Below are 17,172 nucleotides of genomic sequence, written 5' to 3'. Positions count from 1 at the left end.
GTCAATTCAGGTATGGTTCCGGGTCAACGGATTCAAAGCCTTTGCGCACCTCGAAATGGACATAGGAATTGTCCCCGCCCCGCAAAGACGCGATCTTTTGCCCCCGTTTAACGCGGTCGCCTTTCTTGACCGTGATGTCATTGACATTGGCGTAGACGGTCAGCAGATCGCTGTTGTGCTTGACCACAATGATCGGCACCTGATCTGCATCCGCAGTGATGGCCGCAACCGTCCCCGCCTCGGCCGCTTTGACAGCTGTTCCCGCAGCGCCTGCGATATCGATTCCCTCATTCTTGCCTTTGTCATAGGTCCGAATGATTGTTCCGGTGACCGGCAGGCCAAGCGCCGCGTTACTCTGAGTGGTCGGTGCTTCGGCGGTTACATCAGGTGCAGGTGTGGCCGGGGCGATCACTTCGTCCGGCAGGGGCTGTGTCGCACTGGGTGGTGTCGGCGTCGGCGACCCCTCACCCGGTTGCGTCACGTTGGTTGCGGGCGCGGCAATCTGTTGGGGTGCGGGCTGGTTCTTGATCGGGATCAGCAGAAACTGACCTTCACGCACCGTGAAGTCCGGCCCCAGCCCGTTCCAGTCCGCCAGCGAATCGACAGACACGCCGTAGAGCCGCGAGATCGTATAGGCCGTCTCGCCGCGTTTGACCTTATGCCGTATCGGCTCGGGGCCAGGGGGCGCCGGGGTCGGTGCCGGCGCCGCCGCGGGTTGCGCAGGCGCCAGCGTTGATGTCCGAACCGACCCGTCCGCAGGGGCTTCGTCAATCGCGGTTCCGGCAATCGAGGCGATATCGACAGAGCTTGCCGCGCTTACGGTTCGGGGCAAGGCGATCACCTCGCCATCGCGCAGAACATCCGTCGGCTTCAGCCCGTTGAAACTGGCAAGCTCACCCTCAGGCAATCCAACGCGGGCGGCGACGTCGCTGACTTTATCACCCTGACGGGCGACAACCACCTGATAAGTCGGATAGGTGATGACACCCCGCGCATCCGGTGCGGGCCGGTTGGTGGTCGTGGATTGCACGGCATCGGCAGTTGTAAATCCGCCGACATTTCCACGCAGATCGTAGTCCAGCGGGCCTTCACACCCAGCCAGAATCGCCAAAGCTGCAACCCCTGTCGCGCAGCGGCGCATCGCTGATTTAGAAACTGCTCTCATTGTGCTGTCCTCAACGCCTGCCCCTGTTCTCCGGGGTTCCGGCGCATTTGCAGAATATTCCTTTACGCCCCGTCTTTTCCCAGCCCTTCTAACAGAGGTACGAAACGAACGGGTAACAATTCGTCATAGTCCAGACCGGTTTCGGTGCGCCTGACACGGATCAGGGTCTGAACCGCGTCCGACTGCCCCACCGGCAAAACCATAATACCGCCGATTTTAAGCTGCGCCAAGAGCGGCCCGGGCGGGTCTTCCGCCGCAGCGGTCACAATAATCCGATCAAACGGAGCTTGTTCCGGCAAGCCGAAGGACCCATCCGACAGCATCGCCGTAATATTGGTCAGCCCCAATTCGCGAAACAGTTGCCCTGTTTCCCGCACCAAGCGCGTGTGGCGCTCGACCGTATAGACCCGGCGCGCCAGTTTCGACAGGATCGCCGCCTGATAACCCGAGCCGGTTCCGACCTCCAGCACTGTATCGCGCGGACGCACGTCAAGCGCCTGCGTCATCAGGCCCACGACTGAGGGCTGGCTGATTGTCTGCCCACAGGCAATCGGCAGCGGTGTGTCCTCATAGGCGCGGTCCGCGAACAGGCCCTTGACGAACTGCCCACGGTCGACCTGTTCCATTGCTGCCAGCACACGCGCATCCGTCACCCCGCGCGATCGCAGAGCAAACAGAAACTGCATGGTTGTTTGGGGATCCGGTCCACTCATTCGATTATCTTCAGTGCTTCGAGCGTGTCATGCGCGGTCAGGTCCGCGCGCATCGGCGTGACCGAGATATATCCCGCCAGATTAACCGCCGCATCGGTGCCCGGTGCCGTTGGATTGTGCTGATACCCGCCCTTGATCCACAGGAACCGCCGACCCGAAGGCGAACTGTGCGGCTCGACCGAGAAATGCGTATCCCGACGATAGCCTTGCGGTGCGACGCGCGTACCCAGCACCTCATCTGCAGGCACGGGGGGAAAATTAACGTTGTAAAACAAGCGGTAATCGCCCTGCTCCGCAGGTGTTGCGTCCAGAATGCGTCGCACCAGATCGGCACCAAAGCGAGTTGCTGTCTCAAAAGGATCGTCCAGTCCCAGATTTCGGGGACCAAAATACTGAGACAGCGCAATCGCAGATACGCCTTGCAATGCAGCTTCCATCGCGCCGCCGATCGTGCCGGAATAAAGGGTGTTTTCGGCCGAATTGTTGCCGCGGTTTACCCCCGACAAAACCAAATCAGGCGGTGCGTCCTTCATCACGTCATGCAGCCCGGCCAGCACGCAATCGGCGGGCGAACCCTCGGCGGCATAGCGACGCTCGTCCAGTTTGGCGACCATCATGGGATGTGTATAGCTGATACAATGACCGACACCCGATTGCTCGAATGCGGGCGCGACGATCCAGACCTCTCCGTCTGGCCCTGCCAGATCAGCGGCAATCGCCTCCAGGGCGATTAACCCCGGTGCGTTGATGCCGTCGTCATTGGTCAAAAGAATACGCATTCACCCATCCATCACAGCGTTTTGACCTTGATAGACCCGCCCCTGCGCGGCGGCAAGCGAAGTGCGCGCGCAATCTGCGGCTTTCAGGCACCACTTTGAGCTAAACCGTGTCGTCAGAGCCTAAACCGGGAAAACGAAACACCGATCCCGACGAATGGTCAGCCACATGACCCGCCCCGGACCGGGGACAAACACATTCGGCACCGTGGCCTTCAGGATCGAGCCGTCATGGTCCATGCGAAACTCGACAAGGCTTTCGTTACCCAGAAACCGCGCCCTTTGGACCACGCCGCGCGCGGCGACACCGTCAGTCGCAGTCGGCAGGGGGCCCTTGCCATTGCGGTCGAAATCCAGCCGTACATGCTGAGGCCGGAAAACGATCTCGACATCGGTGCCATCGGGAACGCCCGGAGCCAGGAACTGGCCGAAAGGCGTTTCGGCCAAAGCTCCATTCACTTGCGCCTGCAACACGTTGACATCGCTGAAAAATGCCACCGCAGCCTTGTCCGCCGGACGCGTATAAACGTTGTATGGCGCGCCCTGTTGAACGATCTTTCCCCGGCGCATCAGAGCGATCTCATCCGCCATTCGCATGGCCTCTTCCGGCTCATGCGTCACCAGCACCACGGCGGCGTCTTCTTCCTTGAGGATCGCCAGTGTCTCATCCCGAATGCCGTCGCGCAGACGGTTGTCGAGGCCCGAGAACGGCTCGTCCATCAGCATGATGCGGGGACGTGGGGCCAAGGCGCGAGCAAGTGCAACGCGCTGTTGTTCCCCGCCTGACAGATGATGCGGAAAGCTGTCTACGAACCGCATCAGATCCACCTTGACCAGCAGTTCCTCGACCCGGGCGCGCTTTTCCTCTTTGTGGCCCTTTAGGCCAAAGGCCACATTATCCGCGACGCTCAGATGCGGGAACAGGGCAAAGTCCTGAAACATCAGGCCAATCTCGCGCCGTTCCGGGGGCACGCGAAACACCGTGTCGCAGATCAGTTTGCCGTCGACGTAGATCTCACCGGACTCCTGCATCTCGACCCCGGCGATCATGCGCAGCGTGGTGGACTTGCCGCAGCCTGATGGCCCCAACAGGCACGTCACCTGCCCTGCGTGCACCGTCAGCGAGACGTCATCTACGACAACCCGCCCCTCATACCGGGCGATCAGATTGCGTATTTCCAGACGAGGAGGAGTTGCGTCTAATGTCACCGATGGACCCCGTTGTCTTTCCCGATCAAGACCATCGGGCGTGGGCGGGGATAACAACCCCGCCCGTCAGGCGCAAGAGATCAGCAGCACCCGGCAGAAGGCGCCTCTCCGGTCGCTTCGAACGGGCTCTCGCCGCCACAGCCTTCAAAGATGCCATAATGGGTTGAGAAATCGCCGATGAATTCGAAATGCGGTGCGAAGCGAGTGTCTTTCAGCATCATCCAGGTATTGCCGCAAACCGGAAAGACCTTGCCGGTTTCAATCGCGTGGTGATCGTCCAGTTCGAACAGATGCGGCGCATTGGGGATGGTTCCCTTGTAGATCACCGCCTGACCGTAATCTTCGCAGGCGGGCTCCAGATCAGGCAGTTTGAACAGCCGATACGTGGCCGACAGGAACTTGAGCGGCGCGACGCGCTCCTCCAGCACCGGATTTTCGATGGTCAGCGGGCGATGCGTGACACGGCGCGGGTCGCCGAATCCGGCCTTGCGCGACATAGACAGGAAGTCGTTCCAATACAGCGCACCTGACAGGCATTCGCCGTACAACACCTCATCCTCGGCCATCGCCTTGGGCACGCGGCGATCTGCATAGACGTCCGAGAAATACATCTCTCCCCCGTCTTTCAACAAACGGTGCGCACCGCGCAGAACGGCCTCTTTGTCGGTTGCCAGGTTGATAACGCAGTTTGACACGATGATATCGAAGGAGCCGGGCTCAAGGTCCAGTTCGTCCAGCTTTTCGATATAACCGTGATGAAATTCCACATTGCTGGCCTCATGCCCAAAGGCCTGCGCGTGGAAATCCTGATGTGCGCGGGCGACATCCAGTTGTTCGGCCGTCATGTCCACGCCAACCACGCGACCTTTTTCGCCCACCATAGCGGATAACGCATAGACGTCACGACCCGCGCCGCAACCCAGATCAAGGATCGACATCCCCTCAAGTTCCAGCGGCGCAATCAACCCGCAACCATAGTAACGGGTCAACACTTCGTCATGAATTTGCGACAGAATCTTTTTGACATGGTCCGGCACGTCATCCGGCGTGCAGCACGCGTTGGTTTGCAAATCCGCGCTGCCCTGCAGGACTTCGCCATAGTAATTCTGCACTGCCTCATGCTTCATCGCAGCTATCCCTTTTCCCAGTGGCTGCACAGCAACTAATCCAGCGGCGCGTCCTCTTCAATCCGAGGGTCTGTATTCTGACGATAGCGTGAGAGCACAGCGCTAGCCCAGCAACTCGAATTCAATGCCTGCACGAATGCAACCGTTTACTTGAATTTCCAACCGGTGCGTGCCGGGAACCAGTTTGAACGTAGTGGCATCGCCTTTGAGTTTGTGTTTTTTTCTCAGACTTAGTTTTCCATCGCGCAAAGAAGCTTGTTTGAGTTTGTGAACCTTGGCTGAGGTTTTTCCTCCAGGCCTTTGAAAATGAATGATATAGTCAACCAGAACAGGTTGCGCTCCGACACCGTTTAGTTCGACATTAAATTCCAGCGCCTCGCCAATCCGCGCATCACCTTTCAGTCGAACCGATACCGCAACCGGCACGTCCGGGTCATAGCCAAGTATCTTCATCGCCCGCGGATGGCCTGATTTCACGAGCCCGCGCAGTGTATGCGCGGTCATCCATCGCAGTTCTTCCTGGTCCTGCCGCGCGGAACGCTCCCAGTCCTGCAAAAGATCCAGCACCAGTTCAGGGTTTTTCTGGGTAATGTCGTTCAGATGGTTCGCTACGGACCGCGTGACATAACGGGTTCGGTCAGAGTGAAGCCGATCCAACAATGGCAGCGGGTCGGTCAAATCCAATCCAACCGCCTGCCCCCAGGGCAACCGTGGCCGCGTACTTTCGCTGACCAGACGGCGCACATGATAGCTTGCGTGCCCGCACCAGCCCTCCATACGGGCCAGAACATGATCGGGATAACGGTTGAGAAACGGTCGAATGGCCCATTCCATCGAAAATCTCTGGGTCAATTCCTCGATAACGTCCAAAGCCAGATCGGGATGTTCCAGCCCGACGGCCACCACCCAATCTCCTAAAGAGGCAAAGATGAAATCGCCGAAATCGTCATCTGTCCTGTTAGGGTCCAGCGGTGGCGGCAAAGCCCGCAACAGGACGGGCGCGACAGTTGGTAAGTCACCGGGCACCGCCTTTTGCAGGCACTCAGCGATCCAGGCCATCCGTTCTTTCAACTCAAGATCTAACAGGCGTGACATGACCTGTTCCTGAAACGCCTGTGCGTCAAAGGATGGCTCAGCCTCAGCAAAAAGCCCCGCCAGATAATGGGTCTTTTCTGCGTTAAACAATTGATCTTTCAACGAGAAATTTTGCGCCATCGTCACACCGTCAGATTGGTTCCGCCACCGTCAAGCAGGATATTCTGCCCGACGATGTAGCCCGCATGCTGCGAGCATAAGAACGCACAGACGGCTCCGAATTCTTGCCGCGTACCGTAACGGCGTGCCGGGATCGTTGCAGCACGTTCGGCCCGGGCTTCGTCCAGGGAAATTCCTTTTTTTGCTGCTACGCCGCCATCCAGAGAATTCGCCCGATCCGTCGCATGAATGCCAGGGAGCAGATTGTTGATTGTCACACCTTGAGGCGCGACCTGCCGCGCCGTACCCGCAACATAACCGGTCAGCCCGGTCCGCGCGGCATTCGACAATCCCAGACCTGGTATTGGTGCGCGCACCGACTGCGAGGTGATGTTGACCACCCGGCCCCAGCCCTTGTCCATCATGCCCGGCAGCAGTGCCTTCATGAAGGCGATCGGTGTCAGCATATTGCTGTCCAGAGCCTTGATGAAGTCGTCCCGATCCCAATCCGACCATAGACCTGGCGGCGGGCCACCGGCATTTGTCACAAGGATATCAACGCCCTGCGTTACGTCGATCACCTGCGCCTGACCTTCGGGTGAAGTCACATCACAGGCCACAGTCTGCACGTCCACACCGTGTTCGGACCGCAGCCGCGCAGCCTCGGCTTCCAGTGCCTCTGCCCCGCGCGCATTCATCACCAGATCAACACCGGCAGCCGCCAGAGCCTCGGCACAACCCAGTCCCAGCCCTTTGCTGCTGGCACAGACCAGCGCGCGTTTTCCCTGAATTCCCAGATTCATCTGATCCTCCCCATCTGTTGTTGCCTGAATGTCTAGCACCGGCCAGACAGAGAAGACCAGATTGGCAATGACGGGTTAATAGAAGAACTCTTCCCGCACGATCTTGCCATCAGCGACGTGATAGATACCCACTTCGCGCATGTCGAACGTCTCACCGCTTTCCTTCACCTTACCCTGCACTTCGAAGATCACGGCAAAGCGGTCGTCACCATGAATGAACGGGTCGCTGACCGATGCGCCAGAGACTTCATGCGCACCTTCCCACCATTCGTGTTTACCGCGGATGGCATCGACGCCATGAGTCTCGCGCCCCATGCCCTCCATCTCCATCGCTTCGACGGAAACGGCATCCGGCGCGTAGAGTTTGCTCAGGTTTTCCTTGGCCCGATCCTCGCGGCATCCGGCAACCAGTTCGTCAGCAATTTCCTTCAAATTCATTGATCCACTCCATTATTTGTTCACTATATGTTCTTATTGCCACAACGCCGTGATTCTGAACACCCCCTTTGTCTTGCTTCGGCAGGATTCCCCGCCTATACGCGCGTGCATGCTTGATACCGCCTCGAACCAACCCGTACTACCGCCTGAGATTGCCCGTCGCCGGACATTCGCCATCATCTCGCACCCGGATGCGGGCAAGACGACGCTGACTGAAAAGTTCCTTCTGTACGGAGGTGCTATTCAGATGGCCGGTCAGGTGCGCGCCAAAGGTGAGGCGCGGCGGACTCGGTCGGACTTCATGCAGATGGAGAAGGATCGGGGCATTTCGGTATCAGCCTCTGCCATGTCTTTCGACTATAGGGATTTCCGGTTCAATCTGGTCGACACGCCCGGTCACTCGGATTTCTCCGAGGATACCTATCGCACCCTGACGGCGGTGGATGCGGCGGTGATGGTGATCGATGGCGCGAAGGGCGTTGAAAGCCAGACCCAGAAATTGTTCGAGGTCTGCCGTCTGCGCGATCTGCCGATCCTGACCTTCTGTAACAAGATGGACCGCGAAAGCCGCGACACGTTCGAGATAATCGACGAAATTCAGGAAATGTTGGCCATCGACGTCACCCCGGCCTCGTGGCCAATTGGCGTGGGCCGGGATTTCATCGGTTGCTATGACATGCTGCGTGACCGGCTGGAACTGATGGACCGCGCCGACCGCAACAAGGTGGCCGAAAGCATCGAGATCAACGGGCTGGACGACCCCAGGCTGGCCGAACACGTGCCTGAGCACCTGCTGGACAAGCTTCTCGAAGAGGTCGAGATGGCGCGCGAGCTTCTGCCCGCGCTGGATCCGCAGGCTGTTCTTGAAGGGCATATGACCCCAATCTGGTTCGGCTCGGCGATCAACTCGTTCGGAGTGAAAGAACTGATGGAGGGAATCGGCGCTTATGGCCCGCAGCCGCAGGTGCAATCGGCACAGCCACGCCAGATCGCGCCCGAGGAAAAGAAAGTCGCCGGTTTTGTTTTCAAGGTGCAGGCCAATATGGACCCTAAGCACCGCGACCGCGTGGCGTTTGTTCGTATGGCAAGCGGTCACTTTAAGCGTGGCATGAAACTGACCCACGTGCGGTCGAAAAAGCCGATGGCAATCTCGAACCCGGTGCTGTTTCTGGCCTCTGACCGTGAACTGGCCGAAGAGGCCTGGGCCGGCGATATCATCGGCATCCCCAATCACGGCCAACTTCGCATCGGCGACACTCTGACCGAAGGCGAGGCCCTGCGCGTGACCGGCATTCCGTCATTCGCGCCGGAACTGCTGCAAGGCGTACGTGCGGGCGATCCGATGAAAGCCAAGCACCTGGAAAAAGCCCTGATGCAATTCGCTGAGGAAGGCGCTGCCAAGGTCTTCAAGCCGTCAATCGGTTCGGGCTTTATCGTGGGCGTCGTCGGCGCGCTGCAATTCGAAGTGCTCGCCAGCCGGATTGAGATGGAATACGGCCTGCCTGTACGGTTCGAAGCCTCACAATTCACCTCGGCCCGATGGGTCAGCGGTGACAAGGCTGAGGTCGACAAATTCGTCAACGCCAACAAGCAGCACATCGCCCATGACCACGACGGCGACATCGTCTATCTGACCCGTCTGCAATGGGACATCGACCGGGTCGTGCGGGATTACCCGGCGCTGAACCTGACGGCGACCAAGGAAATGATGACGTGATCGGCCCGAGGGCCGCATATGGGGGATAGCATACCGAGCTGGGGCATTGTCTCGACCGTACGGGGCTCGGCCCTCGATATTCTGCGGTTTGCAGCCTATCACCTGGACCTTGGGGTCGACCGGATGCACCTGTATCTGGACGAACCCAACCCCAAGGCCTTCAACACGCTCAACCGGCATCCCAAAATCGAAGTCCGCAACTGCGACGACGGTTTCTGGGCCAACAGAAAGCGCGAAAGGCCTGAAAAACACCAAACCCGTCAGACAGCCAACGCAACTTTTACCTATCGCAAAACGGATTTGGACTGGCTGGTTCATATCGACGTGGATGAGTTCCTGTGGTCAGAGCGGCCCATAGTTCAACATCTTGCGGAGGTTCCGGACCACATCCCCGTCGTACGCGTCCGCCCAATCGAAGCGATGGCTGGCGGAGCCGACTTGTACAAGGCATACATCCCGGCCAGCCAGAATCGCGAGGCAATCGTACAGGCGGTGTATCAAAATTACGGTGCCTTTGTTAAATGTGGTTTCCTCAGCCATGTGCAGGGCAAAGTCTTTGCGCGCACCGGCCTGCCCCGGATCAGTTACCGCATCCATAGCCTTTTTCAGAACGGCGAGAGGCTGCCCCGCAAAGCTGAGTTGTCTGGAGTCGATCTGTGCCACCGGCATGCCCCTGACTGGGAGCACTGGCGGGCGCATTTTCAATTTCGGCTCGAACGGGGCTCATACCAAGCCGGCATGAGCCCCAATGTCCCGCGCGAGTTGGGCGGGATGAACATGAACGAACTGCTCAGTTGGATCGAAGCCGAAGAAGGCACAGCCGGGCTGCGCGCATTTTTCAATGAGATGAGCGGCTCAACCCCGGACGTGCGCGCGCGCCTTGAACAGCATGGCATGATCCGCCACCGGCCCCTTGATCTGGACCAAAAACTCAGGAAACACTTTCCCGGAAGTATCTGAATTGTTGCGTAAAATCTGCATCGCTGAAGCACCGAACACCATTAAGAGGTCTTCATTTGACCCTGACCAGCGTTTTTGTTATGTCCCCGTCCAAGCCGAAATAACGCAATACAGCGTATGGCCATCCGGGCCCGGCAAACCTTAGACGCGCGGGCCAGGTCTAGTGTCCGCATGAACCGGACATACATGACAAAGTTTAACGAACTGAACCTGAACCCGAAGGTCCTCAAAGCCATTGAGGAAGCCGGATACGAAACGCCTACCCCGATCCAGGAAGGCGCCATTCCACCCGCGCTTGAGGGTCGCGACGTGCTGGGTATCGCCCAGACGGGAACCGGCAAGACTGCCAGCTTCACCCTGCCGATGATCACATTGCTGGCCCGGGGCCGCGCACGTGCGCGCATGCCGCGCTCACTAGTGCTGTGCCCGACGCGGGAACTGGCGGCGCAGGTAGCCGAGAACTTCGACACCTACTCCAAGCACCTGAAACTGACCAAAGCACTGCTGATCGGCGGCGTCAGCTTCAAGGAACAAGAGGCGTTGATCGACCGGGGTGTTGACGTTCTGATCGCCACGCCGGGCCGACTGCTGGACCATTTCGAACGCGGCAAGCTGCTGCTGACCGGCGTTCAGATCATGGTGGTGGATGAAGCCGACCGGATGCTGGACATGGGCTTTATTCCCGATATCGAACGCATCTTCTCGCTGACGCCATTCACTCGTCAGACGCTGTTTTTCTCTGCCACCATGGCCTCCGAGATCGAGCGGATCACTGACACGTTCCTGTCAGCCCCTGCGCGGATCGAGGTCGCTCGTCAGGCCACCGCATCCGAGACCATCGAACAGGGCGTGGTCATGTTCAAAGGCGGCCGCCGCGACCGTGAGGCCAGCGCCAAGCGCAAGGTTCTGCGCGCGTTGATCGACGCAGAAGGCGAGAAATGCACCAACGCAATCATCTTCTGCAACCGCAAGACCGATGTGGATATCTGCGCAAAATCGCTGAAGAAATATGGCTATGATGCCGCCGCTATCCATGGCGATCTGGATCAGTCGCAGCGGACGAAAACGCTGGAAGGATTCCGTGACGGGTCATTGCGATTGCTGATCGCGTCGGATGTGGCCGCACGCGGGCTGGACGTGCCGTCGGTCAGCCACGTGATCAATTTCGACGTCCCCGGGCACCCCGAGGATTATGTGCACCGCATCGGCCGTACGGGCCGCGCAGGCCGTGAAGGTAAGGCCATCACGATCTGTTCAGGCCGCGATGAAAAGGCTCTGGATGCGATTGAAAAACTGATCCAGAAGGAAATCCCGCGGATCGAAAACCCGGTCAAGGAAGAGCCCAAGGCTGATACCCAAAAGCCGGAGAAGAAGACCAGGTCTTCTGAGGGCAAAAAGAGCGAAAGCAAGAAAAGCGACCGCAAAAAGGACAAAGAGCCCAAGGGCCGAGGCCGCCGAGACGACGGCGGACGCACCGTAGTGGGTATGGGCGATCACCTGCCCAGTTTCATTGCCCTCAGTTTTGATGAACGCCGCGCCGGCTAAATAGCCAGCACCAGCGCCAGTATCGAAGCGCCAAGCAGTGTCATCCCGGCGATTTCGCGCCGGGTGATGGTTTCCCGGAAAAACAGGATCGAGGCGAAAAGGCTGAGGATCAGTTCCACCTGACCCAGCGCCTTGACGTAGGCCGCGTTCTGCAGCGTAAACGCAAAGAACCAACAGAACGATCCACACAAGCTGGTCAGACCAACGAACACGCCGGTCTGGCGCGTGTCCCAAACCGCCCGCAACTCGGCCCGGTCGCGCCACAGCAGCCATATTCCCATGCTGAGGAATTGGAACGACACCACCACAGCCAAAGTGATCAATGCGCGAAACCACGCGTCGATATCCCCCAACTCCAACGACGCACCGCGATAGCTGACCGAGGAAAAGGCAAACAACACGCCGGACCCCAGCCCAAGACGCGAAGCGCGATTGGACAGGTGCTGCCACCAAACGCCGTCCCCTCCGGGATTTTTCGATAACAACAGCACCGCCGCAAGCCCAAGAATGATTGCTGCCAGCGCACCTGATGAGACCTGATCACCCAGTACGAGAAAACCGACGATTGCGGTCTGGATGACCTCAGTTTTCTTGAAGGTGATCCCGACCGCAAAGTTACGCTGTTTGAATAGGGCAACGACACAGATTGTCGCCAGAATTTGCGCGGTCCCGCCTATGGCCGCGAACAGCCAAAACAACCCGGTAAACGGCGGCAGGCTGAACCCGGTCAACAGCAACGCAATGACTAACCCGAGAACCGCCAAAGGCATCGAATAGGCAAAGCGGGCAAAGGTCGCCCCAGCGGCGGTCAGTTTTACGCTGCTGAGTGACTTTTGCAGCATAAACCGCACCGTTTGAAACGATGCGGCGGCGATGGTGACGGGAATCCACAAACTCATGGAGTCCCTTGTGTAGCTAAATCAACCCTTTGGCCAGAGAGGATGCGCAACCGGATCCTTGGCTCGCCAGAAATAGGCCCGGAAAATCTCGGCGTATGAGCGATAGACATAAGCCTCGTTACAGGCCTGATAGCGATCCTTCTCCGCGCGGTAAAGCGCGGGCAACCGATACCACGGCGCGCCGGGGTTCATGTGATGAACGACATGCAGATTGTTGTTCAGAAACAGAAATGCCAGCAATCCGCGATCTTCGACAATGACGGTACGGGCACGCGATTCCTCATGCGCGCGATGTTCGAGGAAGGTGCGGATCTTGACCAGCCCCAACCCGATGTAAGCCGACAGCACAAAAGCCCAGACCGGCATCGGAGACTGGGAAACGACCCACAGAACCACAGCGACACCCGGCAGGTGCAGCGCCCAAGCCAGAAGGATTTTTCGATCCCCACGCAACGCTCCACGCATCTCATCCCGTGTAAACGCGAACTGGCCAATTAATGGACCCAGAGCCATCCGACCCAGAAGTGTATTGTTTACGGTCAGCAACCGCCTTTGCCAGTTGGACAAGGCATTCCAAACCTTGGGATCAAGGTAATTCGACTCGGGGTCATCATAAGGATCGGTAAGGGTTGCATCCCGGTGGTGCGCCAGATGCAAGTCGCGAAACCGGTTGTATGGGATAAAAAGCGTCAACGGCAGCGCCATCAATGCTTCGTTCAGCCATTTGGTTCGAAACGGGTGCCCGTGCAGCGCCTCATGGGTTAGCGATGAGTGCAAGGCCGCGACCAGCCCCATCGCTGGTATCGCCAACCAAACCGGCAGAGTGAATATCACCACCAGCCATCCGGTGTAGCAAGCAAGGATCAGGGCAAAGGTGCCCCACTCGGGTCCTGGACGCTCAGACATTTCGGCCCCACGAGATTCCTGCCCAAACGCGCTCGTAAATCACGTACAGAGTCAGGCCGATGGCGGTGTTCACAATTGCCAATGTCCCGCCAACAGCCGCTGATCCTGTGGCGACCAGCCCAACCATCGTCATCACGATTAGGCCCATCGCATTCCACACCACAGCTTTCACGACCGATCTTCGTCGTGTTTCCATTCCGTCACCCATATTGTTGTTATGCATTAAAAATTACGGGTTCTGGCACTCGTTGAAAATTCTGAATATGATTAACAAAATTCATCAACTGAGATATAGTCCAACACATGCAGGATAAAATCGACAAACGAGACCGTGCAGCGCAGTTTCGCCTTCGCTTGGCCCGCGCCATGGAGGATCGCAACGTCAGCCAAAGCGCGCTGGCGCGCCAAATCGGGGTTGATCGCTCGACCGTTTCTCAGCTTTTGACCGATGAAGGCGCACGGTTGCCGAACGCCCATGTGGTGGGCAGCTGCGCCTCGGCGCTCGGCGTGTCAGCCGATTGGCTTCTTTGCCTCTCCGACCGACCCGAAAGCGCAGCAGAGCTGCTGGCCAGCTCTCTGACAATGGCGGAAGCCCCCCGCGCGTTGGTCGATGAGCGTATTTTCGAGTGGCATAAGGAGGCAGCAGGCTACAAAATCCGTTATGTTCCAGCCACATTGCCCGATATGTTAAAGACCCGCATGGTGTTGGAATGGGAATACGCTCCGCATCTTGGCCGAACTGCGGACCAGGCTATTGGGGCGTCAGCGGACCGTCTGACATGGATGCGTAGTGCACAGTCTGACTATGAAATTGCCATGCCTCTGTATGAAATCGACAGTTTCGCCAACGCCACCGGGTATTACGAGGGGCTCTGCCCCAAAATCCGGCTGGAGCAGATTGACCACCTTCTGGCGCTTTGTCAGCAGCTCTACCCCCGGATGCGCATTTATCTTTTTGATGCCAAACGGCTCTATTCGGCACCGGTAACGATCTTCGGCCCGCTGCTCTGCGTGTTTTACGCAGGCAGCCACTATATGGCATTTCGCGACCGCGATCGGATCGAGACTTTTACCCGCCATTTCGACACTTTGGTGCGCGAGGCTGATCTGACCGCGCGGGATTTCCCGGACCACCTCAGACAATTGCGCGCGGCGATTTCCGGCTCATTACCGACCGAATGATGCGCACACGCGCAACTTGTGCTATCGTCTACCGGCGCGAACCTTCGGGCATTCCGACAACAGACGGAGGACGACAGGAATGGACGCAATGAAAGCCGCTCAATACGCACGAGCCCTCTATGCAGCGCATGGTGACCGGGCCGAGGCTGAAGCCGCGCAAAAGATGCGCGAATGCGAAGCTGCCGGGAACACGCAGGAAGCTCAGGACTGGCAGGCGGTTCGCCAGTCCATCCGCCAGATTCGCGGGCCAAATCAGGGCTGACGACATCTAGATTTTCGGGTCGGGGTTCACTGTATGACCGTCCACGGCAATCACCTGGCCAGACACCAGCCGCGCCGCATCCGAGGCGAGGAACACGGCCATATTGGCAATATCCCGACCTTCGACAAAGCGACCCATTGAGGTGCCCGAGGCGTAGCCCTCATAGACTTGGTCCCGGGTCATACCCTTGGCATCCGCCTCGCGGGCCAGAACTCCCTCCATCCGGGGACCTTCGACGGCACCGGGACAGATGACGTTGCACCGAACGCCATGCGGACCAAGTTCCATCGCCAGGGTCTTGGCAAGCCCGATCACGCCCCATTTCGCCGCGGCATAGGGTGCCCGATTGGGATAGCCATACTGGCCGGCGGTCGAGGATGTGATCACCACCGCTCCGCTACCCTGCTGTTTCAGGATCGGAGCGGCGAATTTCGAGCACAAAAACGCGCCTTCCAGATTCACAGCAAGACAGGCCTGCCAGTCCTCAAGGGCCACGTCTTCGACCAAAGCCGTTGGGCCTGCGATACCTGCATTTGCGCACAGCGTATCCAGCCCACCCCATTCTGCCTGCACATCTTCGAACAGAGAGGCAACGGCGGACTCGTCCGCCACATTTACCTCGGACCGTTGCCAATGCGCAGGGCAGTTGGACATAGCGGTCGAGTCAACATCGGCCACCCAAACCTGCGCCCCTGCAGCGTCAAACGCCTCGGCCATTGCCCTGCCGACGCCTGACGCGCCGGCCGTGATTAGAACACGTCCGCTCATGCTGGTTTGCGGATGGCAGCACCCGCACCTTCCGGATAAGGCAAATCGGCCTGTGCTTTGGCAATGCGGGCCATTGCCGCTTCGATCTGGGCCGACGGGGCACTTGGGCGACGGGTTTCCAGGCTGACATGCAACAGGAAACTCTCGCCCGTCGCCAGCAGCTTGTCGCCCTCATACATGCTGTGGAACACGTGTAGCTTCTTGCCCTGCCCCAACAGCATTTGCGTGCGCACCTCAATCTTGGCGCCTGCATGGGCCTCGTCAACATACCGTATGTGATTCTCCGCCGTGAAATAGCTGCCGCCCGATGCGATGTAATCCGCATCACAGCCGATGATCTCCATGAACCGGTCAGTCGCGGCGGCAAAGGCCTCAAGATAGCGCGCCTCGTTCATGTGGCCGTTATAGTCGGTCCAGTCCAGCGGCACGGCGCGGGACAGGGTTAGGATCGGCTGGCTAAGATCCGCCTGATTCAACGTCGGCAACGCGCCGGGCTTCAGCCGCATATCGTGCTGGTTCAACACCGCGCCTGCGCCGTAGTTCTGTGCCTTGAGCGCCCGCATCATACCAACAAGGTTATTGTCGCGAATGCGCTCCAACTCGCGGATCGAATACATCCCAGACTGCGCATCGGATTGCTCCGCGATCATATCGACCAGTTCGTCGGTGAAGTCGGGCACATCCATCAGTTTGGTCCATGGCCATTTCAACGCCGGACCGAATTGCGCCATGAAATGCCGCATCCCGGCCTCACCCCCGGCCACGCGGTAGGTCTCGAACAGGCCCATCTGCGCCCAGCGGATACCAAAGCCCATGCGGATCGCTTCGTCGATCTCTTCTGTCGTGGCTATGCCGTCCTTGACCAGCCACAGGGCCTCGCGCCACACGGCCTCAAGGAACCGGTCGGCGATATGCGCGTCGATCTCTTTCTTGACGTGAAGCGGGAAGAACCCGACCGAGGTCAGCAGATCCTTGGCCCGTTCAATCATCTCCGGCGCGTTTTTGTCGGTCGGCACCAGTTCGATCAAAGGCAACAGGTAAACCGGGTTGAACGGGTGCGTTACCACGATCTGCTCGGGGCGCAACGCGCCCTCCTGCAATTCTGACGGTTTGAACCCGCTGGTCGAGGAGCCGATGATCGCGTCCGCATCACATGCCTCTTGCAAGCCTTTGTAAACCTTCAGCTTCAGGTCCAACCGTTCCGGCACGCTCTCTTGAATCCAGGTCGCTCCCTGTACGGCCTCGGCCAAATTGTCGTGAAAGCTCAGCACGCCTTCGGGCGGCAAATGTACGTCGCTCAGTCCCGGCAGTGATCGGCGCGCATTGTCCAGAACCTCACCAATCTTGCGCTCGGCTTCCGGGTCCGGGTCGAACACCCGCACATCCCAACCATTGAGTAGAAATCTGGCGGCCCATCCGCCGCCGATTACACCACCACCGATGATAGCTGCTGTTTTCATTGCTCTCCTCCCCAAATCAATTCCGGCTCTTCATCTTTTCAAAATTCT

The 17,172-nt window shown here is 58.6% G+C and carries 18 protein-coding genes; 5 read left to right on the top strand and 13 right to left on the bottom strand.

What is annotated here, in order from left to right; translation table 11 throughout:
* Position 1: 1 nt before the first annotated feature.
* From GOX66_RS03530 to GOX66_RS03495, 8 genes are all read right to left on the bottom strand, one after another.
* On the bottom strand, positions 2-1,165 hold the full coding sequence (locus tag GOX66_RS03530; protein ID WP_170759653.1) for a M23 family metallopeptidase: 1,164 nt from the start codon (positions 1,163-1,165) through the stop codon (positions 2-4).
* A 62-nt stretch (positions 1,166-1,227) separates the two neighbouring features.
* A complete protein-coding gene (locus GOX66_RS03525) occupies positions 1,228-1,878 on the bottom strand; it encodes a protein-L-isoaspartate(D-aspartate) O-methyltransferase (RefSeq protein WP_170759651.1) in 651 nt (216 codons plus the stop codon).
* Positions 1,875-2,657 (bottom strand): 5'/3'-nucleotidase SurE, encoded by a 783-nt coding sequence (gene surE, locus GOX66_RS03520; RefSeq protein ID WP_170759649.1) that lies wholly within the window; start codon positions 2,655-2,657, stop codon positions 1,875-1,877. The genes GOX66_RS03525 and surE overlap by 4 nt, the downstream gene beginning before the upstream one ends.
* Positions 2,658-2,777: 120 nt before the next feature.
* The gene (locus GOX66_RS03515; RefSeq protein WP_170759647.1) at positions 2,778-3,863 is read right to left on the bottom strand and encodes an ATP-binding cassette domain-containing protein; all 1,086 of its coding nucleotides are present in this window, start codon (positions 3,861-3,863) and stop codon (positions 2,778-2,780) included.
* An 80-nt stretch (positions 3,864-3,943) separates the two neighbouring features.
* The gene (locus GOX66_RS03510; RefSeq protein WP_170759645.1) at positions 3,944-4,990 is read right to left on the bottom strand and encodes a methyltransferase domain-containing protein; all 1,047 of its coding nucleotides are present in this window, start codon (positions 4,988-4,990) and stop codon (positions 3,944-3,946) included.
* A 102-nt stretch (positions 4,991-5,092) separates the two neighbouring features.
* A complete protein-coding gene (locus GOX66_RS03505; protein ID WP_170759643.1) occupies positions 5,093-6,205 on the bottom strand; it encodes a hypothetical protein in 1,113 nt (370 codons plus the stop codon).
* Positions 6,206-6,207: 2 nt separating this feature from the next.
* Entirely contained in the window at positions 6,208-6,987 is a 780-nt protein-coding gene (locus GOX66_RS03500; RefSeq protein ID WP_170759641.1) for an SDR family oxidoreductase, read from the bottom strand.
* Between the two features lie 75 nt (positions 6,988-7,062).
* Entirely contained in the window at positions 7,063-7,425 is a 363-nt protein-coding gene (locus GOX66_RS03495; protein ID WP_170759639.1) for a nuclear transport factor 2 family protein, read from the bottom strand.
* A gap of 109 nt (positions 7,426-7,534) precedes the next feature.
* Between GOX66_RS03495 and GOX66_RS03490 the strand changes: the two genes are divergently transcribed.
* From GOX66_RS03490 to GOX66_RS03480, 3 genes are all read left to right on the top strand, one after another.
* On the top strand, positions 7,535-9,142 hold the full coding sequence (locus GOX66_RS03490; RefSeq protein WP_170759637.1) for a peptide chain release factor 3: 1,608 nt from the start codon (positions 7,535-7,537) through the stop codon (positions 9,140-9,142).
* An 18-nt stretch (positions 9,143-9,160) separates the two neighbouring features.
* Positions 9,161-10,102: a glycosyltransferase family 2 protein gene (locus tag GOX66_RS03485; RefSeq protein WP_170759635.1), complete on the top strand. Its 942-nt coding sequence runs from the start codon at positions 9,161-9,163 to the stop codon at positions 10,100-10,102.
* A gap of 186 nt (positions 10,103-10,288) precedes the next feature.
* Positions 10,289-11,647, top strand: a complete 1,359-nt coding sequence (locus GOX66_RS03480; RefSeq protein ID WP_170759633.1) for a DEAD/DEAH box helicase — start codon at positions 10,289-10,291, stop codon at positions 11,645-11,647.
* Here the strand turns inward: GOX66_RS03480 and GOX66_RS03475 are convergent.
* Genes GOX66_RS03475 through GOX66_RS03465 form a run of 3 tightly spaced genes read right to left on the bottom strand, consistent with a single transcriptional unit; the run spans position 11,644 to position 13,648 of the window.
* On the bottom strand, positions 11,644-12,546 hold the full coding sequence (locus tag GOX66_RS03475) for a DMT family transporter (RefSeq protein WP_170759631.1): 903 nt from the start codon (positions 12,544-12,546) through the stop codon (positions 11,644-11,646). The two genes, GOX66_RS03480 and GOX66_RS03475, sit on opposite strands and share 4 nt — an antisense overlap.
* Positions 12,547-12,567: 21 nt before the next feature.
* Positions 12,568-13,452, bottom strand: a complete 885-nt coding sequence (locus GOX66_RS03470) for a fatty acid desaturase (RefSeq protein WP_170759629.1) — start codon at positions 13,450-13,452, stop codon at positions 12,568-12,570.
* The gene (locus GOX66_RS03465; RefSeq protein ID WP_170759627.1) at positions 13,445-13,648 is read right to left on the bottom strand and encodes a DUF2061 domain-containing protein; all 204 of its coding nucleotides are present in this window, start codon (positions 13,646-13,648) and stop codon (positions 13,445-13,447) included. Before GOX66_RS03465 ends, GOX66_RS03470 begins: the two co-directional genes overlap by 8 nt.
* A gap of 107 nt (positions 13,649-13,755) precedes the next feature.
* Between GOX66_RS03465 and GOX66_RS03460 the strand changes: the two genes are divergently transcribed.
* Together GOX66_RS03460 and GOX66_RS03455 are read left to right on the top strand one after the other, a co-directional pair.
* Positions 13,756-14,634, top strand: coding sequence for a helix-turn-helix domain-containing protein (locus tag GOX66_RS03460; RefSeq protein WP_170759625.1), 879 nt, complete (start codon positions 13,756-13,758; stop codon positions 14,632-14,634).
* Between the two features lie 79 nt (positions 14,635-14,713).
* On the top strand, positions 14,714-14,896 hold the full coding sequence (locus tag GOX66_RS03455; protein ID WP_170759623.1) for a hypothetical protein: 183 nt from the start codon (positions 14,714-14,716) through the stop codon (positions 14,894-14,896).
* 6 nt (positions 14,897-14,902) lie between these two features.
* Here GOX66_RS03455 and GOX66_RS03450 read toward each other — a convergent pair whose 3' ends face one another.
* Together GOX66_RS03450 and GOX66_RS03445 are read right to left on the bottom strand one after the other, a co-directional pair.
* Positions 14,903-15,664, bottom strand: coding sequence for an SDR family oxidoreductase (locus tag GOX66_RS03450; protein WP_170759622.1), 762 nt, complete (start codon positions 15,662-15,664; stop codon positions 14,903-14,905).
* Positions 15,661-17,124: a carnitine 3-dehydrogenase gene (locus tag GOX66_RS03445; protein WP_170759620.1), complete on the bottom strand. Its 1,464-nt coding sequence runs from the start codon at positions 17,122-17,124 to the stop codon at positions 15,661-15,663. The genes GOX66_RS03450 and GOX66_RS03445 overlap by 4 nt, the downstream gene beginning before the upstream one ends.
* Positions 17,125-17,172 lie beyond the last annotated feature (48 nt).

Source organism: Ruegeria lacuscaerulensis, assembly GCF_013031245.1.
Taxonomy (GTDB): domain Bacteria; phylum Pseudomonadota; class Alphaproteobacteria; order Rhodobacterales; family Rhodobacteraceae; genus Ruegeria; species Ruegeria lacuscaerulensis_C.
This window is presented reverse-complemented; position numbering and strand designations above follow the sequence as displayed.